This is a genomic window from Ruthenibacterium intestinale, assembly GCF_040096265.1.
Classification (GTDB): domain Bacteria; phylum Bacillota; class Clostridia; order Oscillospirales; family Ruminococcaceae; genus Ruthenibacterium; species Ruthenibacterium komagatae.
Map to the genome: position 1 here is coordinate 1 of NZ_JBBMFA010000067.1, position 16,853 is coordinate 16,853.

At 55.3% G+C, this 16,853-nt stretch carries 18 protein-coding genes and 2 tRNA genes; 12 read left to right on the forward strand and 8 right to left on the reverse strand.

What is annotated here, in order from left to right:
• Nucleotides 1–29: 29 nt before the first annotated feature.
• A tRNA-Leu gene (locus tag WMO24_RS04790) sits at nt 30–113 on the reverse strand.
• Between the two features lie 29 nt (nt 114–142).
• Nucleotides 143–322, reverse strand: a complete 180-nt coding sequence (locus tag WMO24_RS04795) for a hypothetical protein (protein ID WP_349215200.1) — start codon at nt 320–322, stop codon at nt 143–145.
• On the opposite strand from WMO24_RS04795, the gene WMO24_RS04800 reads away from it, so the two are divergent.
• Nucleotides 283–1,590 carry an alpha-amylase family glycosyl hydrolase gene (locus WMO24_RS04800; RefSeq protein ID WP_349215183.1) on the forward strand — a complete coding sequence of 436 codons (1,308 nt, stop codon included), beginning with the start codon at nt 283–285 and terminating at the stop codon, nt 1,588–1,590. The two genes, WMO24_RS04795 and WMO24_RS04800, sit on opposite strands and share 40 nt — an antisense overlap.
• A gap of 111 nt (nt 1,591–1,701) precedes the next feature.
• On the opposite strand, the gene WMO24_RS04805 is transcribed toward WMO24_RS04800, so the two are convergent.
• Nucleotides 1,702–1,777: transfer RNA gene (locus WMO24_RS04805), tRNA-Lys, on the reverse strand.
• A gap of 200 nt (nt 1,778–1,977) precedes the next feature.
• Between WMO24_RS04805 and WMO24_RS04810 the strand changes: the two genes are divergently transcribed.
• Nucleotides 1,978–3,180 (forward strand): DUF3048 domain-containing protein, encoded by a 1,203-nt coding sequence (locus WMO24_RS04810; protein WP_349215184.1) that lies wholly within the window; start codon nt 1,978–1,980, stop codon nt 3,178–3,180.
• Between the two features lie 39 nt (nt 3,181–3,219).
• Complete coding sequence (locus WMO24_RS04815; protein ID WP_349215185.1) at nt 3,220–4,305, forward strand: DUF3048 domain-containing protein; 1,086 nt, start codon at nt 3,220–3,222, stop codon at nt 4,303–4,305.
• Between the two features lie 75 nt (nt 4,306–4,380).
• Here WMO24_RS04815 and WMO24_RS04820 read toward each other — a convergent pair whose 3' ends face one another.
• A complete protein-coding gene (locus tag WMO24_RS04820; protein ID WP_349215186.1) occupies nt 4,381–5,295 on the reverse strand; it encodes a LysR family transcriptional regulator in 915 nt (304 codons plus the stop codon).
• A gap of 102 nt (nt 5,296–5,397) precedes the next feature.
• On the opposite strand from WMO24_RS04820, the gene WMO24_RS04825 reads away from it, so the two are divergent.
• The 3 genes from WMO24_RS04825 to WMO24_RS04835 are packed head-to-tail and all read left to right on the forward strand — an operon-like array spanning nt 5,398 to nt 7,068.
• Nucleotides 5,398–5,964, forward strand: a complete 567-nt coding sequence (locus WMO24_RS04825) for a chromate transporter (RefSeq protein WP_349215187.1) — start codon at nt 5,398–5,400, stop codon at nt 5,962–5,964.
• Nucleotides 5,964–6,527, forward strand: a complete 564-nt coding sequence (locus WMO24_RS04830; protein WP_349215188.1) for a chromate transporter — start codon at nt 5,964–5,966, stop codon at nt 6,525–6,527. Before WMO24_RS04825 ends, WMO24_RS04830 begins: the two co-directional genes overlap by 1 nt.
• 13 nt (nt 6,528–6,540) lie before the next feature.
• The gene (locus WMO24_RS04835; RefSeq protein ID WP_349215189.1) at nt 6,541–7,068 is read left to right on the forward strand and encodes a hypothetical protein; all 528 of its coding nucleotides are present in this window, start codon (nt 6,541–6,543) and stop codon (nt 7,066–7,068) included.
• Nucleotides 7,069–7,143: 75 nt separating this feature from the next.
• Here WMO24_RS04835 and lepA read toward each other — a convergent pair whose 3' ends face one another.
• Nucleotides 7,144–8,946 (reverse strand): translation elongation factor 4, encoded by a 1,803-nt coding sequence (gene lepA / locus WMO24_RS04840; RefSeq protein WP_349215190.1) that lies wholly within the window; start codon nt 8,944–8,946, stop codon nt 7,144–7,146.
• A 213-nt stretch (nt 8,947–9,159) separates the two neighbouring features.
• Here lepA and WMO24_RS04845 point away from each other — a divergent pair, with 213 nt between their 5' ends.
• Together WMO24_RS04845 and WMO24_RS04850 are read left to right on the forward strand one after the other, a co-directional pair.
• Complete coding sequence (locus WMO24_RS04845) at nt 9,160–10,257, forward strand: resuscitation-promoting factor (RefSeq protein ID WP_349215191.1); 1,098 nt, start codon at nt 9,160–9,162, stop codon at nt 10,255–10,257.
• Nucleotides 10,258–10,345: 88 nt separating this feature from the next.
• Entirely contained in the window at nt 10,346–11,443 is a 1,098-nt protein-coding gene (locus tag WMO24_RS04850; protein ID WP_349215192.1) for a glycerol dehydrogenase, read from the forward strand.
• Nucleotides 11,444–11,487: 44 nt separating this feature from the next.
• On the opposite strand, the gene WMO24_RS04855 is transcribed toward WMO24_RS04850, so the two are convergent.
• Genes WMO24_RS04855 through WMO24_RS04865 form a run of 3 tightly spaced genes read right to left on the reverse strand, consistent with a single transcriptional unit; the run spans nt 11,488 to nt 13,013 of the window.
• Nucleotides 11,488–11,907, reverse strand: coding sequence for a hypothetical protein (locus tag WMO24_RS04855; RefSeq protein ID WP_349215193.1), 420 nt, complete (start codon nt 11,905–11,907; stop codon nt 11,488–11,490).
• Nucleotides 11,908–11,910: 3 nt separating this feature from the next.
• Nucleotides 11,911–12,666 carry a hypothetical protein gene (locus WMO24_RS04860; protein WP_349215194.1) on the reverse strand — a complete coding sequence of 252 codons (756 nt, stop codon included), beginning with the start codon at nt 12,664–12,666 and terminating at the stop codon, nt 11,911–11,913.
• On the reverse strand, nt 12,663–13,013 hold the full coding sequence (locus WMO24_RS04865) for a PadR family transcriptional regulator (protein ID WP_349215195.1): 351 nt from the start codon (nt 13,011–13,013) through the stop codon (nt 12,663–12,665). The genes WMO24_RS04860 and WMO24_RS04865 overlap by 4 nt, the downstream gene beginning before the upstream one ends.
• A gap of 145 nt (nt 13,014–13,158) precedes the next feature.
• Here WMO24_RS04865 and WMO24_RS04870 point away from each other — a divergent pair, with 145 nt between their 5' ends.
• The 4 genes from WMO24_RS04870 to WMO24_RS04885 are packed head-to-tail and all read left to right on the forward strand — an operon-like array spanning nt 13,159 to nt 16,826.
• The gene (locus WMO24_RS04870) at nt 13,159–13,908 is read left to right on the forward strand and encodes a DUF5058 family protein (protein ID WP_349215196.1); all 750 of its coding nucleotides are present in this window, start codon (nt 13,159–13,161) and stop codon (nt 13,906–13,908) included.
• 15 nt (nt 13,909–13,923) lie between these two features.
• Nucleotides 13,924–14,601, forward strand: a complete 678-nt coding sequence (locus WMO24_RS04875; protein WP_349215197.1) for a hypothetical protein — start codon at nt 13,924–13,926, stop codon at nt 14,599–14,601.
• A 37-nt stretch (nt 14,602–14,638) separates the two neighbouring features.
• Nucleotides 14,639–15,589, forward strand: coding sequence for an L-lactate dehydrogenase (locus WMO24_RS04880; RefSeq protein ID WP_349215198.1), 951 nt, complete (start codon nt 14,639–14,641; stop codon nt 15,587–15,589).
• A gap of 13 nt (nt 15,590–15,602) precedes the next feature.
• Entirely contained in the window at nt 15,603–16,826 is a 1,224-nt protein-coding gene (locus WMO24_RS04885; protein WP_349215199.1) for a 6-phosphofructokinase, read from the forward strand.
• The last annotated feature ends 27 nt before the right edge of the window (nt 16,827–16,853 follow it).

The following is a 16,853-nucleotide window of genomic DNA, read 5'->3' on the forward strand; positions in this document are numbered from 1 at the left end:
CCGGCATTCGCCGGCGGCCTTTTCTGTTTTGGTGCGAGGAACGAGACTTGAACTCGCATGGTATAACCACACGCCCCTCAAACGTGCGCGTCTGCCGATTCCGCCATCCTCGCAAAAAGACATGGTTTCATGTCAGCGGATATTATTTTACCATAGATATTCCTAAGAAGTCAATTCTTTTTTCGTTTTTTGTTCCCGGGTGGCACTCGCCCATTTTCTTTTTACAGAGCTTCTCAAAATATGCTATACTGTTACCACCAACAGAAAAGTGAGGCGCTGCAGATGTGGTTTGAAGAGAGCGTGTTTTATCAGATTTATCCATTGGGAATGTGCGGTGCGCCGCGGGAAAATGACGGCGTGTGCTCGCCGCGAATCCGCAAAGTGCTGAATTTTGTCCCGCATATCCAAAAGCTGGGGGCCAATGCGGTCTATTTTTCTCCGGTCTTTGAATCGGATGCGCATGGGTATGATACCCGGGATTATACAAAGGTGGACTGTCGCCTTGGAACCAATGAAGACTTTGCGGCTGTGTGCAGGGCGCTGCACGACGCAGGGATCCGCGTGGTGCTGGATGGCGTGTTCAATCATGTGGGACGCGGATTCTGGGCTTTTCAGGATGTTTTAAAAAACCGCTGGAACAGTCCGTATAAGGATTGGTTTTTGATCAACTTTGACGGCAACAACGGCTACAACGATGGCTTGTGGTACGAGGGCTGGGAAGGACACTTTGAACTGGTGAAGCTGAATCTTCGCAACGATGCCGTGGTGGAGTATTTGTTTTCCTGCATCCGCGGCTGGGTGGAGGAATTTGACATCGATGGGCTGCGTCTGGATGTGGCCTATTGCCTGGATCAGGATTTTCTGCGCAAGCTGAAAAGCTTTACAGCTTCGCTGAAGCCGGAGTTCTTTCTGGTGGGCGAAATGCTGCACGGAGATTACAATCAGCGAGTCAATGACCAGATGTTGGATTCCTGCACCAATTACGAGTGCTACAAAGGCTTGTATTCTGCGTTTAACAGCATGAATCTGTTTGAAATTGCGCACAGCCTGCAGCGTCAATTTGGTGCGGAACCTTGGACGCTGTATAAAGGAAAGCATCTTTTGTGCTTTGTGGACAATCACGATGTGACGCGTATTGCCACCATTCTGCAGAATCCAGAACACTTCAAACTAGTATACGGACTGTTATTTTCTATGCCTGGTATCCCATGTGTATATTATGGGAGCGAATGGGGGCAGACGGGGGATAAGAAAAATGGTGACCCTGCGCTTCGTCCCGCAATGGATGCGCCGGTGGAAAATGAAAAGAGCGATTTTATATCGCAGTTGGCGCGGGCACACCGCGGCAGTAAGGCATTGTGTTATGGAACATACCGGACCGTGCTGCTGACCAATCGGCAATATATTTTTGAGCGCAGTGCAGACGGTGAGCGGGTGCTGGTGGCCATTAATGCAGACGCGGAGCCCTTTACTGCACACTTTGATGCGGGCGCCGGCTGTGCGGATGATTTGATTACAGGAGAGTATCATGACTTCGGTGGTGGAAGTCAGCTGCCGCCTTACAGTGTTGCTTATTGGCGTGTAAAATAAACGAAAGACCCGCGCGGCAAGGATTCGGCCGCGCGGGTCTTTCGTTTACCGGTGACATGACTTTGTTTGAATACAAAAAAACAGACCCAAACAAATGTTTGGGTCTGTTTCTGGTGAGCCACCGGAGATTCGAACTCCGGACACCCTGCTTAAAAGGCAGGTGCTCTGCCGACTGAGCTAGTGGCTCATCTCTTGAGTGCTTGACTATTATATCAAACGATTTTGGCAATGTCAACCCATTTTTTCATTTATTTCAGGAAGATTTTTCACGTCAGGCAGAATACTTTACAAAATGACGTGAATTCGGTATAGTATATAAGAGTTATTGCACCTTTATGGCCAGGCATGGCCGGGTGAATTCTACATTTTAATATTAGGAGATGCGCCATGAAAAAAGTTTTGTCCCTTCTTTTGGCCCTGACCATGGCGGCGGGCCTTCTGGTTTCCTGCGGCGGCAAGGATGAAGCCTCGTCGTCTGAGCCGGCTGCAGCGCCGGCCTCTTCCAGTGAGCCGGAAGAACCGCCCTACAACCCCAATCCGCTGACCGGTCTTGAAAATGACGGCAGTTATACCGAAGGCGAGCGTTTGACTGCGATTATGATCAACAACATCGCCAACAACGGTGCAAACAACGCCCGGCCTCAGTGGGGCATTTCGAATGCGGATATCTTGGTGGAAATCAAGGTGGAAGGCGGCATTACACGTTTTATGGGCCTCTTTTCCGATTACAAGAGCCTGCCGCAGGTGGGCCCGGTTCGTTCGGCCCGCGATCAGTTCTTCCAGCTGATTCTGCCGTGGGAAATGTTGTATGTGCACATTGGCGAGTCCACTGTGCAGAGTGAGTACAAAACCATTTGGGAATATGAAGACCGGGACCTGAACCTGGATACCACCAATTTCCCCCGCGATCAGGCACGTTTGGCGACCGGCGTAAAAGTGGAGCATGCGGCGTATACCAACGGCGAGATCCTCAGCGAGCTGGTGGAAGAGCGCGATTACAATATGGACCGCACCTACAACAGCTGCTTCTTTGATTTTGTCAACTACAACGAGCCGAACCGCGTTTTGAACGGTGACGACGCGGTGAAGATCGATATTGTTCACTCCACCAACTATCGTACTTATTTTGATTACGATGCTTCGACCAACCGTTATATGATGAGCCAGTACAGCGCATATACCGGCTCCATCAATCCCACGGTGGACGCCAACAACGATGAGCAGCTTGGCTTTGAAAACGTGATCGTTCTGTTTACGGACATTCACCGCCATCCCAACTATGTGAATGACAGCTATGACATTCAGCAGGTAGAGTACGGCGACGGCGGCGTGGGCTATTACTTCAACGGCGGAAAGGCGGAGTACATTCGCTGGATGAAGGGCTCTCCCAACCAGGCGCTGCGCATTGTGGACAGCGAAGGCAACGAGCAGTCTGTGAAAATCAACCCGGGCAAAACCTATTTGGGTATCGTCAGCACTGGAGATGACACGGCCGGTCAGTTTGGTTATTATCCCTCTGAGTCGGCGTCTTCCACCAGTGTGCCTGAAGCGGACAGCACTGCCACGGACTATGTGGATACCGATCAATAAAGACAGCCGGACGTTTCTCCGGCAAAGGAGTTGAATGAGATGAAGCGTTTTTGGGCCCTGTTCCTGACGGCGGCGATGGCGCTTTCGCTGGCAGCTTGCGGGGAAGAACAGGCAAGTTCTTCCAGCACTGCTGTAAACAGCGGTATTTCTCAGCCGGAGACGGAAGCGCCTGATTACAACCTGCTCACAGGTGAAGCGCTGGCCGAAGGGGTGGCGCCGGGTCAGCGGCCCGTAGCCATTATGGTAAACAATGCCCAGGCGGCAATGCCGCAGCGCGGCATCGGCTCTGCGGACGCCATTTTTGAAATGGTCACAGAAGGCGGTATTACCAGAATGATGGCGCTGTACTCCAATGCGGCCACGATCCCGCAGGTGGGGCCGGTCCGTTCAGCCCGGGACCAGTATCTGCAGTTTGCTCTTCCGCTGAACGCGATTTTCGTTCACATCGGCAGCAGCGTGTACGCGCAGAATCTGATCAATGAGTATCAGTATCAGGATATTGACGGGTTGTATTTGGGAACCACTTGTTTCTGGTTTGATTCCGAGCGGGCCAAGACGTATTTGCAGGAGCATTGCTGGTATACGGATGCTTCTTTGATCGCCGCTGGCATTGCATCCCAGCAGATTGCGACGTCAGGGGCAGCTGTGCCGCTGTTCTGCTTTGCGGAAAAAGAAGTGAGTCTGACAGAGCTGGACGCTCCGGACATTGCGTTCCAGTTTTCGGCCAACGGTCCGGTACGGTTGGTATACGATGCCAATACAAAGACCTATTTGAAACAGGCTTATGGTGCCCCCCAGGTGGATGAGCTGACAGGGGCTCAGCTGAGCTTTAACAATGTGATCATCTTGTTTGCGGATGTGAGCTTGAAGCCGGACGGACAGTGCACGGATTTTCAGCTGACAGGCGGAACGGGTTATTATTGTTATGGCGGCAAAGCGGAAGCCATCACATGGAGCAAGGGAAAAGCGGACAGCGCTTTGAAACTGCACCGTGCAGACGGCAGTGAGCTGGAAGTGAACCGCGGAAAGAGTTACATCGCCGTGGTCGGAAGCGATCAGGTTGGCACGCTGACCTTGAACGCATCGGCTCCTGCACCTGCCGAGAGTACTTCTGCTCAGGCATAAAAGTGAAAGCGCCGGAGAATTCCGGCGCTTTTTTAGTGGAAAATAGGCGCGGTTTTACCGCGCCTGTTTTTTGTTTTAGTAAAGGCCATTGTAGCGGGGAAGGGGGAAGTCCATCTCATAGTTTCGGCAAAGTTCAATGAAGTCCTGCATCAGCGGTGTGAGCAATTTGTCCCGATGATAGACAATGCGAAATCTGCGGGAAAAGCAAAGACCTTCCACCTGAATCGTGGTAATCAGCCCGCGTTCCAGCGGGCCCACCACCATGCGATAGGGGAGAACGGCAATTCCCAGACCGGCGATCGCGGCATTGACAAGCGCGGTTGTACTGGACGCTTCCCAAAGGGGTTCTGCAGAGAGCCCTGCCGCACTCATGACGCGTTCAAACTCTTCGCGGGTACCGCTGCCCCGCTCACGAAGAAGAAGCGGCTGGCGGCAAAATTCTTCCGCGCTTAAAGATTGCTTTTGGCTCAAAGGAGAGTCGACGGCGGCAATGACCACCAGTCGATCGTCCATGTATTCCTCGGTGTAAAGGCAGGAAAGGTGCGGCGCTCCTTCCAGCAGGGCGAGATCCAGCCGGTTGGCCAGAAGGTCGCTTTCCAGCCCCTCGGAAGGCTTTACCTGCGCTTTTACCGTCACAGCAGGATGCGCGGCAGAAAAAGCCTGAATATAAGACGGAAGAAATTGCGCTCCGATGGTAATGCTGGCTCCCACGCGCAGCACACCGGCGCTGTCCCAGTTTCGCAGTTCTTTTTCCATGTCGTCAAACAAACCGGTGATGGAGTGCGCATAACGCAGGAACTGCTCACCCGCTTGTGTCAGCACCAAACGCCGTCCGATGCGGTCGAACAGGGGCGTTCCGTAATATTGTTCCATCTCCCGGATGGCCAGGCTTACTGCAGGCTGTGTCATGTGAAGTGATTCAGCGGCTTTGGTGGTATTGCAGCCGCATGCGCAAAGAGCGGCAAAAATTTTGATGTGTCGAATCGTCATAATAACTCCTATATAAGTAAAACGGTATTGTTTTTATTTAATAATATTATTTTTAATATGAAAAAACAAGCCTTATAATGGAGACGCAGGGAGGGAGAAGCGTTGAAAGAAAAAAAGAAATATTGGACCTTGTTTTTGTCGGTCATGCAGTTGAGTGCGTTTACCTTTGGCGGCGGTTTTGTGATCATTCCTTTGATGCGGAAAAAGTTTGTGGAAAAGCTGCACTGGCTGGATGAACAGGAAATGCTGGATTTAACGGCAATCGCACAGTCTTCGCCGGGAGCTATCGCAGTGAATGCTTCCATTCTGGTGGGGTATCGCGTGGCGGGGGTGCCCGGAGCGCTGTTGACTGTGGCAGGCACCATTCTACCGCCGCTGGTGATCATTGCGGTCATTTCCATGTTTTACACTGCTTTCCGCGACAACGTGTTTGTGGGGATGGCCATGAACGGAATGCTGGCCGCGGTGGCTGCTGTTATTTGCGATGTGGTTTTGAGCATGGGCCGCACGGTCCTGCAGGACCGCAAGCTGCTTTACGCCGGACTGATGGCAGGCTGTTTTCTGGCATCGGAATGGTTTCAGGTGAATATTTTGCTGCTTTTGGTGGTATGCGGTGCAGCGGGCGCGGCAGATGTCCTGCACGAACGGCGGAAGGAGCGGTTGGCATAATGGTGTACATACAGCTTCTGTGGAGCTTTTTTCAAATCGGGTTATTCAGCATCGGCGGTGGCTACGCGGCGATGCCGTTGATTCAGCACCAGGTGGTGGAGCTTCATCAATGGCTGACTATGAATCAATTTGCGGATATTATGACCATTGCGGAAATGACGCCGGGGCCGATTGCCATCAATTCCGCAACGTTTGTCGGAATGCAGATTGCGGGAATTTCCGGTGCAATTGTGGCTACGCTGGGATGTGTGCTTCCTTCCTGTGTGATCGTGACGGCTTTGGCGTGGTTTTACAGCCGCTGGCGGGAACTCCCGGTGATGCAGGGAATCCTGAAAGGAGTGCGTCCGGCGGTGGTGGCAATGATTGCGTCGGCCGGGCTGTCGTTGCTGCTTTTGTCTTTTTACGGGCAGAGCGCCTGGCCGGAAAGCTGGGGCTCTGTCAACGGGATTTCCGTGTGTCTTTTTGCGGCGGCATTGCTGGCTCTTCGCCGCTGGAAAGTCAATCCGATCGGCGTGATGCTGAGCGCAGGAGCCGCCGGGGTGATCTTGTACAGTGTATTCTGAGGAGGGGAAAACCATGGATTATAAGCTGAAGGCAGGTACGCTTTATGCGGCAGGGGAAAATGCGCCGCTGGCCAGCATTCGGACAGTGTTCGGAGAAAGCACAAACAATATTTTTGGCCCGGCCGGAGAGCTGGTCGCCCACACAGAAGTGCGGGTGCGCGGCGATTTGAACGGGCAGGAACAGGGCGTGGAGAAAAAAGAGTACGTTTTGTATGACCGGGATCAGTCGGAATACGCAGTGGCGCGCCCGGCTTACTGCGAAGAAGATGCCCCGAATGTGGCGGGCTGGCCGGTGTGCCGCACACCGCGGGCTGATCATGCGCGGTTTTGTATGGCGGGCAGGGATTGTGTACTGCAGATGCATGATGAAAGACATTACAGCCTGCAAACGTCGGAAGGCCTTTTGGTGGAGATGACGCATCGGGGCGTTTTAGGCGGCTGGGATCTGCGGGTGAGTGCTGGGTTTTCCGCCGTGCTGCTCTGCGGGCTGTTTGCTTTTTGCAGATATTTGGAAAGAGAAAACGAATTTCCCACGGTATAGATGCAGAAAAAGGGCGGCACCCATTGGATGCCGCCCTTTTGGAACGAATGGATTTCAGAAAGCGCGCTCTCCGTTTTACTCGTCCAGTTTGAGCACTGCGGTAAAGGCTTCGCTGGGAACGGAAACTGTGCCCAGCTGCCGCATTTTTTTCTTGCCCTCTTTTTGTTTCTCCAACAGTTTTTTCTTGCGGGTGATGTCGCCGCCATAGCACTTGGCCAGCACGTCTTTGCGCATGGCCTTCACGGTTTCGCGGGCGATGATCTTTCCGCCGATCGCTGCCTGAATGGGGATTTCGAACATCTGGCGGGGAATGTTTTCCTTCAGTTTTTCCGCCAGACGGCGGCCCTTGGCATAGGCGGTGTCCGCATGCACGATCATGGACAATGCGTCCACCATATCGCCGTTGAGCAAAATATCCAGCTTGACCAGTTTGGACTCCTGGAATCCTTTCATTTCATAGTCGTAGCTGGCATATCCGCGGCTGCGGCTTTTAATGGCGTCAAAAAAGTCGTACACGATTTCGCCCAGAGGAAGTTCATAATGAAGATCCACGCGGGTAGCGTCCAGATATTTCATATCGCGCATAACGCCGCGGCGGTTCTGGCACAGCTCCATCAGGCTGCCGGTGTATTCCGTAGGAGTATAGATGTGCGCGTCCACAAAGGGCTCTTCGGCTTTGGCGATTTTCGCCGGGTCCGGATAGTTGGTGGGGTTGTCAATGAGCAGCACCGTTCCGTCGGTCAGTGTGATCCGGTATTCTACGCTGGGGGCGGTGGTGATCAGATCCAGATCGAATTCCCGTTCCAGACGCTCAATGATGATTTCCAGATGCAGCAGGCCCAAAAAGCCGCAGCGGAATCCGAAGCCAAGCGCCACGGAGGTCTCTGCGTCAAAGGAGAGGGAAGCATCGTTGAGCTGCAGCTTTTCCAGCGCGTCTTTCAAATCGGGATACTTGGCACCGTCCGCCGGATAAATACCGCAGAACACCATGGGGGTCACCTTGCGGTAGCCGGGAAGGGGCTGAGCCGTGGGGTTCTGTTTCAGCGTGACGGTGTCGCCCACGCGGGTATCCGCCAGTGTTTTGATGGATGCGGTGAAATAGCCTACTTCGCCCGCTTTCAGCTGGCCGCAGGGTGCCAGGGCGGTGGCGCCCATATGGCCCACTTCCACCAGAGAAAACTCTGCCCCCGTCTGCATCAGGCGAACGGTATCGCCCACTTTCATGGTTCCGTCAAACACACGCAGATAGACGATCACACCTTTGTAGGGGTCGTACACAGCATCAAAAATCAACGCTTTGAGGGGTGCGCTTTCATCGCCCCTGGGGGCGGGAATGTCCGTGATGACGCGCTCCAGTACATCTGTGATACCGATGCCCATTTTGGCCGAAACCCGCGGTGCATCCAGACAGGGAAGACCGATCACGTCTTCCACTTCCTGCGCCACACGGTCCGGCTCGGCGCTGGGCAGATCGATCTTGTTCAAAATCGGTACCAGTTCCAGGTCGTGTTCCAGCGCCAGATACGTGTTGGCCAGCGTCTGCGCCTCTACGCCCTGGCTGGCGTCCACTACCAGAACGGCGCCTTCACAGGCGGCCAGACTGCGGCTGACTTCATAGTTAAAGTCCACGTGGCCCGGCGTGTCGATCAGGTTGAACTCATACTGCTCACCGTTTTTGGCGGTGTACTGAAGGGTTACCGCGCGCGCTTTGATGGTGATGCCGCGCTCCCGCTCCAGGTCCATATCATCCAGAATCTGTGCCTCCATCTGGCGTTCATCCACTGCACGGGTGCTCTCCAGAATTCGGTCGGCAAGAGTGGATTTGCCGTGGTCAATGTGGGCAATGATGCAAAAATTGCGAATGTGCTTGCTGTCCAAAGGTGTTCCTCCATTGCTGCAAAACTCGATTTTATTAGTATAACACACTCTTTAAGGGTTTTACAATCTGCTGTATCCGACTTTTTTGTAAACAAATAACAAAACAATACAAATAGTATAAAAATTTGGCAGATTTGTTTCTGTTTTCTTGACGGGAAAAGTGTTGTTTGCTAGAATCACTTTTGTATGTGACGAAATGGATACATTAGAGGAGTGGTCAAAACGACAAAACGCACAGAACACATACGCAGGTCCGTACGGCGAACCGGCCCGAAGCTGCTGGCGATCGGATTGACGGTTTGCGCCACGGCGCTGGTGTGCGGCGTGCTTTCCCGATGTGTGAAAACCGTGACGGTCACCGATGACGCAGGCGGGCAATATACACTGATGACTGCGGTTACAGACCCCGCGGAACTGGTGGAGCTGGCGGATTTGTCTCTGGAAGAAAACGACAGCGCGTTTTACAGCACCCATACCAGCGGGCAGGCGCGCCTGGATGTTCGCCGGGCCTTCCCTTTGGAAATTCTGGCGGACGGGCAGGAGTATGTGGTGGAAGTGAGCAGCGGCAGCGTGGCACAGGCTTTGGAAAAAGCCGGCGTGGAGATGGATGCCGCCGATTTTACCGAACCGGCGCTGGATACTCTGGTGGAGCGGGAGATGGAGCCGGTCACGGTGCACCGCGTGGATTATGAGGACGTGGTCACGGAAGAGCCGGTGCCGTTTGAAACGGAGTACGTGGAACAGGTGGACGATCCGGATGGAAAGTATGTTCATGAGATTTTGCAGTCGGAAGGCGTGGAAGGCGTCCAGCAGGTGACGCGCCGCAGTACTTATATCGATGGCGTATACCAGGATACACAGGTGATCGATACGCAGGTTCTTCAGGAGCCGGTCAACGAGGTTTATGTAAAGCTGACGACCAATGTGGTCAGTCCGTTGGAAGCGCCGGAGGGATTCACCGTGCAGGACGGTGTTCCCGTGGATGCGCAGGGCAACGCCATGGAGCCCACGTACACCATGAAGGCGACGGGCTATTCTGCTTCCGCCGGAAAGGGCGCCAGCGGGTTGGGTCTGTTCTATGGCTCTTTCGCGGTGGATCCAACGCTGATCCCCTACGGGACCAAGGTGTATATTGTTTCCACGGACGGTTCTTTTGTGTACGGATGGGCCATTGCCACGGACACAGGCGCGTTCATTCATTCCAACCGGATGCAGGTCGATTTGTTCTATGAAACTTATGAAGAGTCGGCCGCCAACGGTGTGAAAGAAGTTTATGTATACGTTCCGCCGCAGGATGAACCGGCGGAATAAAAACGGGCGGTCCCTTCCGGGGGACCGCTTGTTTTTGTTTGAAAAGGCGTTATAATGAAGAAAAAAGCACCGAAAGGAGTTTTTACCGATGGCAAATATTATTGGAAGCCCTTCCCGCTATGTGCAGGGCAAGGGAGAACTGGGAAATTTGTGCACACATGCCGAGCGTTTGGGCAAGGCATTCTTTGTGCTGGTGAGCGGTTCCGGCAAAAAGCGCGTGGAGGCTCAGCTGACGCACAGCGCGCAGCAAGCCGGCGCCAAATTGGCTTATGAGATTTTCAACGGCGAGTGCTGCCAAAGCGAGATCGACCGCGTACTGGCCGCATTCAAAGCATCCGGCTGCGACGTGGTGGTCGGTATCGGCGGCGGAAAAATTCACGATACCGCCAAAGCGGTGGCACATTACGCGGATGTGCCGGTGGTGATCGTGCCCACCATTGCCTCTACCGACGCGCCCTGCAGTGCGCTGAGCGTGATTTATACGGATGAAGGGGTGTTTGACCGTTATCTGTTCCTGCCGGCCAACCCCAATCTGGTGCTGGTGGATACCGATGTGGTCAGCGCCGCGCCGGCCCGCCTGCTGGTTTCCGGTATGGGCGATGCTTTGGCCACCTACTTCGAGGCGCGTGCCTGCCAGGCATCCGGTGCCACAAACTGCGTGGGCGGCAAAGTGACGCTGGCGGCAATGCAGCTGGCGCGCCTGTGCTACGAGACGCTGCTGGCGGACGGCCTGAAAGCCAAGCTGGCTGTGCAACGCAAAGCCTGCACAAAAGCAGTGGAGAACATCATCGAGGCCAATACGTATCTGTCCGGCGTGGGCTTTGAGTCCGGCGGTCTGGCGGGCGCCCATGCGATCCACAATGGCCTGACCGCCATTCCCGAGACGCACAGCCTGTATCACGGCGAAAAGGTGGCGTTCGGCACGCTGGTGCAGCTGGTGCTGGAAAACGCCGACTTGGACGAGCTGGAGCAGGTCATGGACTTCTGCCTGGAAGTGGGCCTGCCCATTACGCTGGAAGATCTGGGCATCCGGGATGCCAGCGAGGAGCAGCTGATGGAAGTGGCCAAACTGGCCTGCGCGGAGAACGACACGCTGCACAACATGCCGTTCCCCGTCACTCCGGAAACCGTGTACGCGGCCATTCTGGGGGCGGATCAGCTGGGACGCTATTACCGGGAAGTTTAAAAAAGAAAGGCATCGGCGCATGCGCCGATGCCTTTTTTGATTTTTCAGGCGGGCTGGCTGACCAGATAGACAAACCAGAATGTTTTCCCCTCGGTGTCCAGACCGCTTTGCTCCAATGCGTCCAGACTGCTTTGGTCCAGCGCCTTTACATGAAGCGTCACGGTGTCGCCCTCCTGGGCGGGCGGATAGTCCATGTCATTGTAAAAGGTGTACAATTCATCTTCGGTCGCGTCCGCACTCAACAGCAGGTAGGCGGCAGTCATTTTTCCGGCGTCTGTTTTGGAGCGGTCGGCCTCCTGCTGAACCTGTTCCGCACCTTCGGGAAGCGCATGGGTGAACAGAGGTTCGGCAAAGGCATCGGCTACCTTTTTGTCTCCCAGAGCAGGCAGCAAAAAGGCCACCCAGATCACTGCCAAACTGGCAAAGATAATGCCGAGATAAAGAAATCCACGTTTCCGGTCCATTGATTAAAGCTCCTTTTCCTCTTGTTTTTTTCGAAGAATAGCGACGATGAGGCTGCCGGCGGACAACCAGAAGGCAGGCGTCAGCAGAGAAGTGCCAAACGATGCCAGCAGGTCGGGGAGCGCCGCGTCCACCATGCCGAGAATGACCAGTTCGGCCGCCAGACGGATGAAAAACAGCGCGGATGCCGCACATGCGAGCCGAAGCGCACCACGCCAGCACAGAGGGCTGCGCGCCAGAAAATAGCAGGCGATGAGAGCACAGGCCAGAGAGGCCGGCGCATACAGCAGCGCGCCCAGAAGCGAGGGGAAGGCGCTGGTCACAAAAATAGCCGTGGGCCCGTCCGCCCCGCCGATGACGCCCACGTCGGCAGAGGAGCCGGCGAAGAACTGAGACGGGACGATTCCCTGCATGAGAGATACGCCGGCCAGTGTACCCTGCTCGTAACTGATTTTGACAATGACACCGATGACCAACAAAACCAGCAGCACCAGGAATAAAAACCGCCAGCGGCTGGGTTTGTCGGAGACGCCCATGGCGGCATTAAAGCGTTCGGCCACCTGCCGGGGCGTGCCCATGTCCTTCATGATCGCTTCATAACTCTCGCCGGATTCATGCCGCGCGATAATACTGGTGGAGATATCGCTCATCACGCGCGCTTTCTCCTTCAGCGGAAGACGAAGATGCCATTCGATCGCGTTTACATACCGCTTGATGGGCGGCAAAAACTGCACTTTGCGGCCGTCCGTTTGCTCGGTCATTGCTCTGTTTCCCCCTTCGGTGCAAATTGATCCACACACGCACAAAATTCTTTCCAAAGTGAACGGTAGCCGTCCAAGGCGGCCCGGCCCGCATCGGTCACCTCGTACATCTTTTTGGGGGCAGCACGCCCACCGGCCTGCTGCCAGCGGGACGCGATCAGCCCATCGTCTTCCAGCCGGTACAAAATGGGGTACAGCGTGCCCTCCTTCACCTTGAAAAAACCATGGCTTGTTTTGTCCATGCGCGTCAGTAGCTCATACCCGTAAGTCGGCCCCTGGCACACAAGCTGCAAAACAAGCATCTCCAGAACACCCTTTTTCAGTTGTCGTTCCAGGCGGCTTTCCATGGAAATGCTCCTTTGATTCATCAAATATTTAGTATTGCTAAATACAAATTACCACGTTGCGGAAAAAATGTCAACAGCGGTGTGAAAAAATATGTTATACTGGACCCAAATAGCATTCGGCAGATCGCCGTGGGGAGGAAGAAAAATGGAATTGATGGAGCGGCTCAACTCCGTGCCCATGTTCCTGATCGCGGGGGCGGTCATTGTCATGGTCATGGTGTTGTGCGTGATTTTTATGGTCAAAAGCTACCGGGCGGGCATCGCCATGGGAATGGAGAAAGAAAAGCTGCGGAACGCCATTACCTCCAGCGCAACATTCACACTGCTGCCCAGCGTGTCCATCCTGCTGGGGGTCATTGCGTTGGCGGGCAGCTTGGGCATTCCGCTGCCTTGGATGCGCCTTTCGGTGGTGGGCGCCCTGCATTATGAAGGCAACGTGGCCGACATTGCGGCACGTGCCGCGGGCATGCCCGGTGGCCTGGGCACAGCGGAACTGACAGCGTCCACATTTGTGACCATCGGGTTTGTGATGGCGGCCGGCATCATCCTGGGTTGTGTGCTGTGCGTGCTGTTTTTGAAACCTTACCTGAACCGGGTGCGGCGTCCCAAAAAGGCGAGTGCCGAAACACAGCCGTCCCAGAAACAGGGGCTGGGGGACGTTTTGTTCACAGCCATGTTTGTAGGGTTGGTCAGCACGTACATCGGCTCCTATGTGGGCACGCTGACCAGCACCGGCGACTGGATGCCGCTGGCAGTGGCGTTTGTGGCTGGCCTGTCCATGGAGGTGTTTGAGTACGTTTCCCGCAAGCGCAATATCACCTGGCTGGACAATTTCTCCATGGCGGGCAGCATGCTGATCGGTATGGCGGCAGCCATTGGGCTGGGCGCGCTGTAAAAGGAGGGAAGGACAATGAACGAGACGGAAAAACGCAGCTTTTACGAAAGCTATTCCAATTCCTGCCACTGGATCGGGCAGATCGGTCTGGCGGTGGGCATCGTCATGATGCTGGGCGCGCCGCTGGTGATGGGGCTGGCTCTGGGAACCGGACCGGACTGGGGCAGCGCCATTCCGGCTTTGCTGCAGGTGGCCGCGGTATACTGGGTCAGCAGCATTGCGGAATTTCTGGTGTACGCACCTCTGCTGGGAACAGCCAGCTACGTGGCCTTTATCACCGGCAATCTGGTCAATCTGAAACTTCCCTGTGCGGTCAATGCCCGGGAAATTTGCGGCACGCGGGTGGGCACACCGGAAAACGACATTGTGTCCACGCTGTCCGTGGCAACCAGCAGTCTGGTCACGGTCACCGTGCTGGCAGTAGGTGTTTTGTGCCTGGTGCCTTTGACGCCGGTTCTGCAGGCGCCTGCACTGCAGCCTGCTTTCAACAACGTGATTCCCGCATTGTTCGGTGCGCTGGCGTATAAGTACTTCTTCAAGAGCCTGCGGCTGACGGCGGTCCCGCTGGTTGTGATGTGTCTGCTGTTTGTACTGGTGCCTGCGCTGCTCAGCCAGGTGTCCATTCTCATCCTGCTGGGAGGCGGCATCGCGCTGGCGGTTGGATATTTTCTGTATCGGAAGGACAAACTGTAAACAAACCGTACCAAGTGCGGATAAGGAGGGAAATGCCATGAAGAAAGATCAACGAAAAGTAGTTCTGATCGGCTGTGGAATGGTGGGCATGAGCTATGCCTACGCGCTTTTAAACCAGTCGGCCTGCGACGAGCTGGTACTCATTGATGTGGACAAAAAGCGTGCGGTGGGTGAGGCCATGGACCTGAACCACGGGCTTGCTTTTTCCGGCAGCAACATGAAAATTTTTGCCGGTGATTATGAGGATTGCGGCGACGCGGACATTGTGGTGATCTGCGCGGGCGTGCCCCAGAAGCCCGGCGAGACGCGCCTGGATCTTCTGCGCCATAACGCACAGGTGTTTCAGAGCATCATCGACCCGGTGACAGAGAGCGGCTTCAACGGCATTTTCCTGGTGGCCACCAACCCGGTGGACGTGATGACGCGCATCACCTGTGTTCTGTCCGGCTTCAATCCCCGCCACGTGCTGGGCACGGGCACCGCGCTGGACACGGCCCGCCTGCGCTATCTGCTGGGCGATTATTTCAATGTGGACCCGCGGAACATGCACGCCTATGTCATGGGCGAGCACGGCGATTCCGAGTTCGTGCCCTGGAGCCAGGCCATGCTGGCCACGAAGCCGGTGCTGCAGCTGTGCGGCGAGTCCGACGGGCGCTATTGCGAGGAATCGCTGGCGCAGATCGCAGAAGAGGTGCGCACGGCGGCCTATAAGATCATCGAGGCCAAGCGCGCCACCTACTACGGCATCGGTATGGCGCTGACCCGTATCACCCGGGCGATTTTCGGCGACGAGCACAGCGTGCTCACGGTGTCGGCCATGCTGCGGGGCGAATACGGGCAGAAAAATGTGTTTGTGGGCGTACCCTGCATCGTGGACCGGAACGGCATCCGGCGAGTGCTGGAATTGAACCTGACCGACCGAGAGAGAGAGCAGTTCGCGGCCTCCTGCGATACGCTGCGGGAGAGCTTTGATGAATTGGGATTGTAAAAGGAGGGAACCAATGGGGAAAAATGCAATTGTAGGACAGAGCGGTGGCCCCACGGCCGTGATCAATGCCAGTTTGGCCGGTGTGTTTCAGGCGTGCGACCGGCGCGGCGTGCCTCACGTGTATGGGATGCGGTACGGCGTGGCGGGCCTTTTGGATGGCAAGTATGTGGATCTGAGCGAAAGCCTGCGCTCTTCGCTGGAAATCGAGCTTTTAAAGCGCACGCCCTCGTCCTATCTGGGCAGCTGCCGGTATAAGCTGCCGGCGTTGGACAAGGATGAAGAGGGCGTTTACCCCAAGCTGTTCGCTCTGTTGCAGGAGCTGGATATCGGCTATTTTTTCTACATCGGCGGCAATGACAGCATGGATACCATTGCCAAGCTGTCGGATTACGGCCGGGCCATCGGCAGCGACATCCGGTTTATGGGCGTGCCAAAAACCATTGACAACGACCTGATGGTCACGGATCACACGCCGGGTTATGGATCGGCGGCCAAGTACATCGGCCTGGTCATGAAAGAACTGGTTCGGGACGCTACCGTGTACGACGTGAACTCCGTCACAGTGGTGGAGATCATGGGCCGCAACGCAGGCTGGCTGACGGCCGCGGCGTCGCTGGCCAAGGCAGAAGACTGTGAGGGTGCGGATATGATCTGCATGCCGGAGATCCCCTTCGGCGTGGACAATTTTATTCAGAAAGTGGCGCGGATGCAGGCGAAAAAGAAAGCCCTGCTGATCGCGGTGTCCGAAGGCGTGAAGCTGGCGGACGGGCGTTATGTGTGCGAACTGGCGGATGACGCCCGGTATGTGGACGCCTTTGGCCATAAAAACCTGACGGGAACCGCCCGCTATCTGTCCAACCGGCTGGCGGCGGAGCTGGGGGTCAAAACTCGTTCCATTGAGCTTTCCACGCTGCAGAGATGCGCGGGCCATGTGACCAGCCGAACGGATATCACCGAAGCATTTCAGGTGGGCGGTGCGGCGGCCAAAGCGGCTTTTGAGGGCCATACGGCCGAGATGATCGCGCTGGAACGGCTCTCCAACGATCCTTATCAGTGCACCACGCGCCCCTGGGACATTCACAAGGTGGCGAACTTTGAGAAAAAGGTGCCGCTGGAGTGGATCAGCGAGGACTATACCGCCATGAAAGATGAGTTCCTGCATTATGCACGGCCCCTGATTCAGGCAGAGCTGACTCCGATTTACATCGACGGACTTCCCCGGCATACTTATTTGTAAAAGAAACGAGCGCCTGCCGTACGGCAG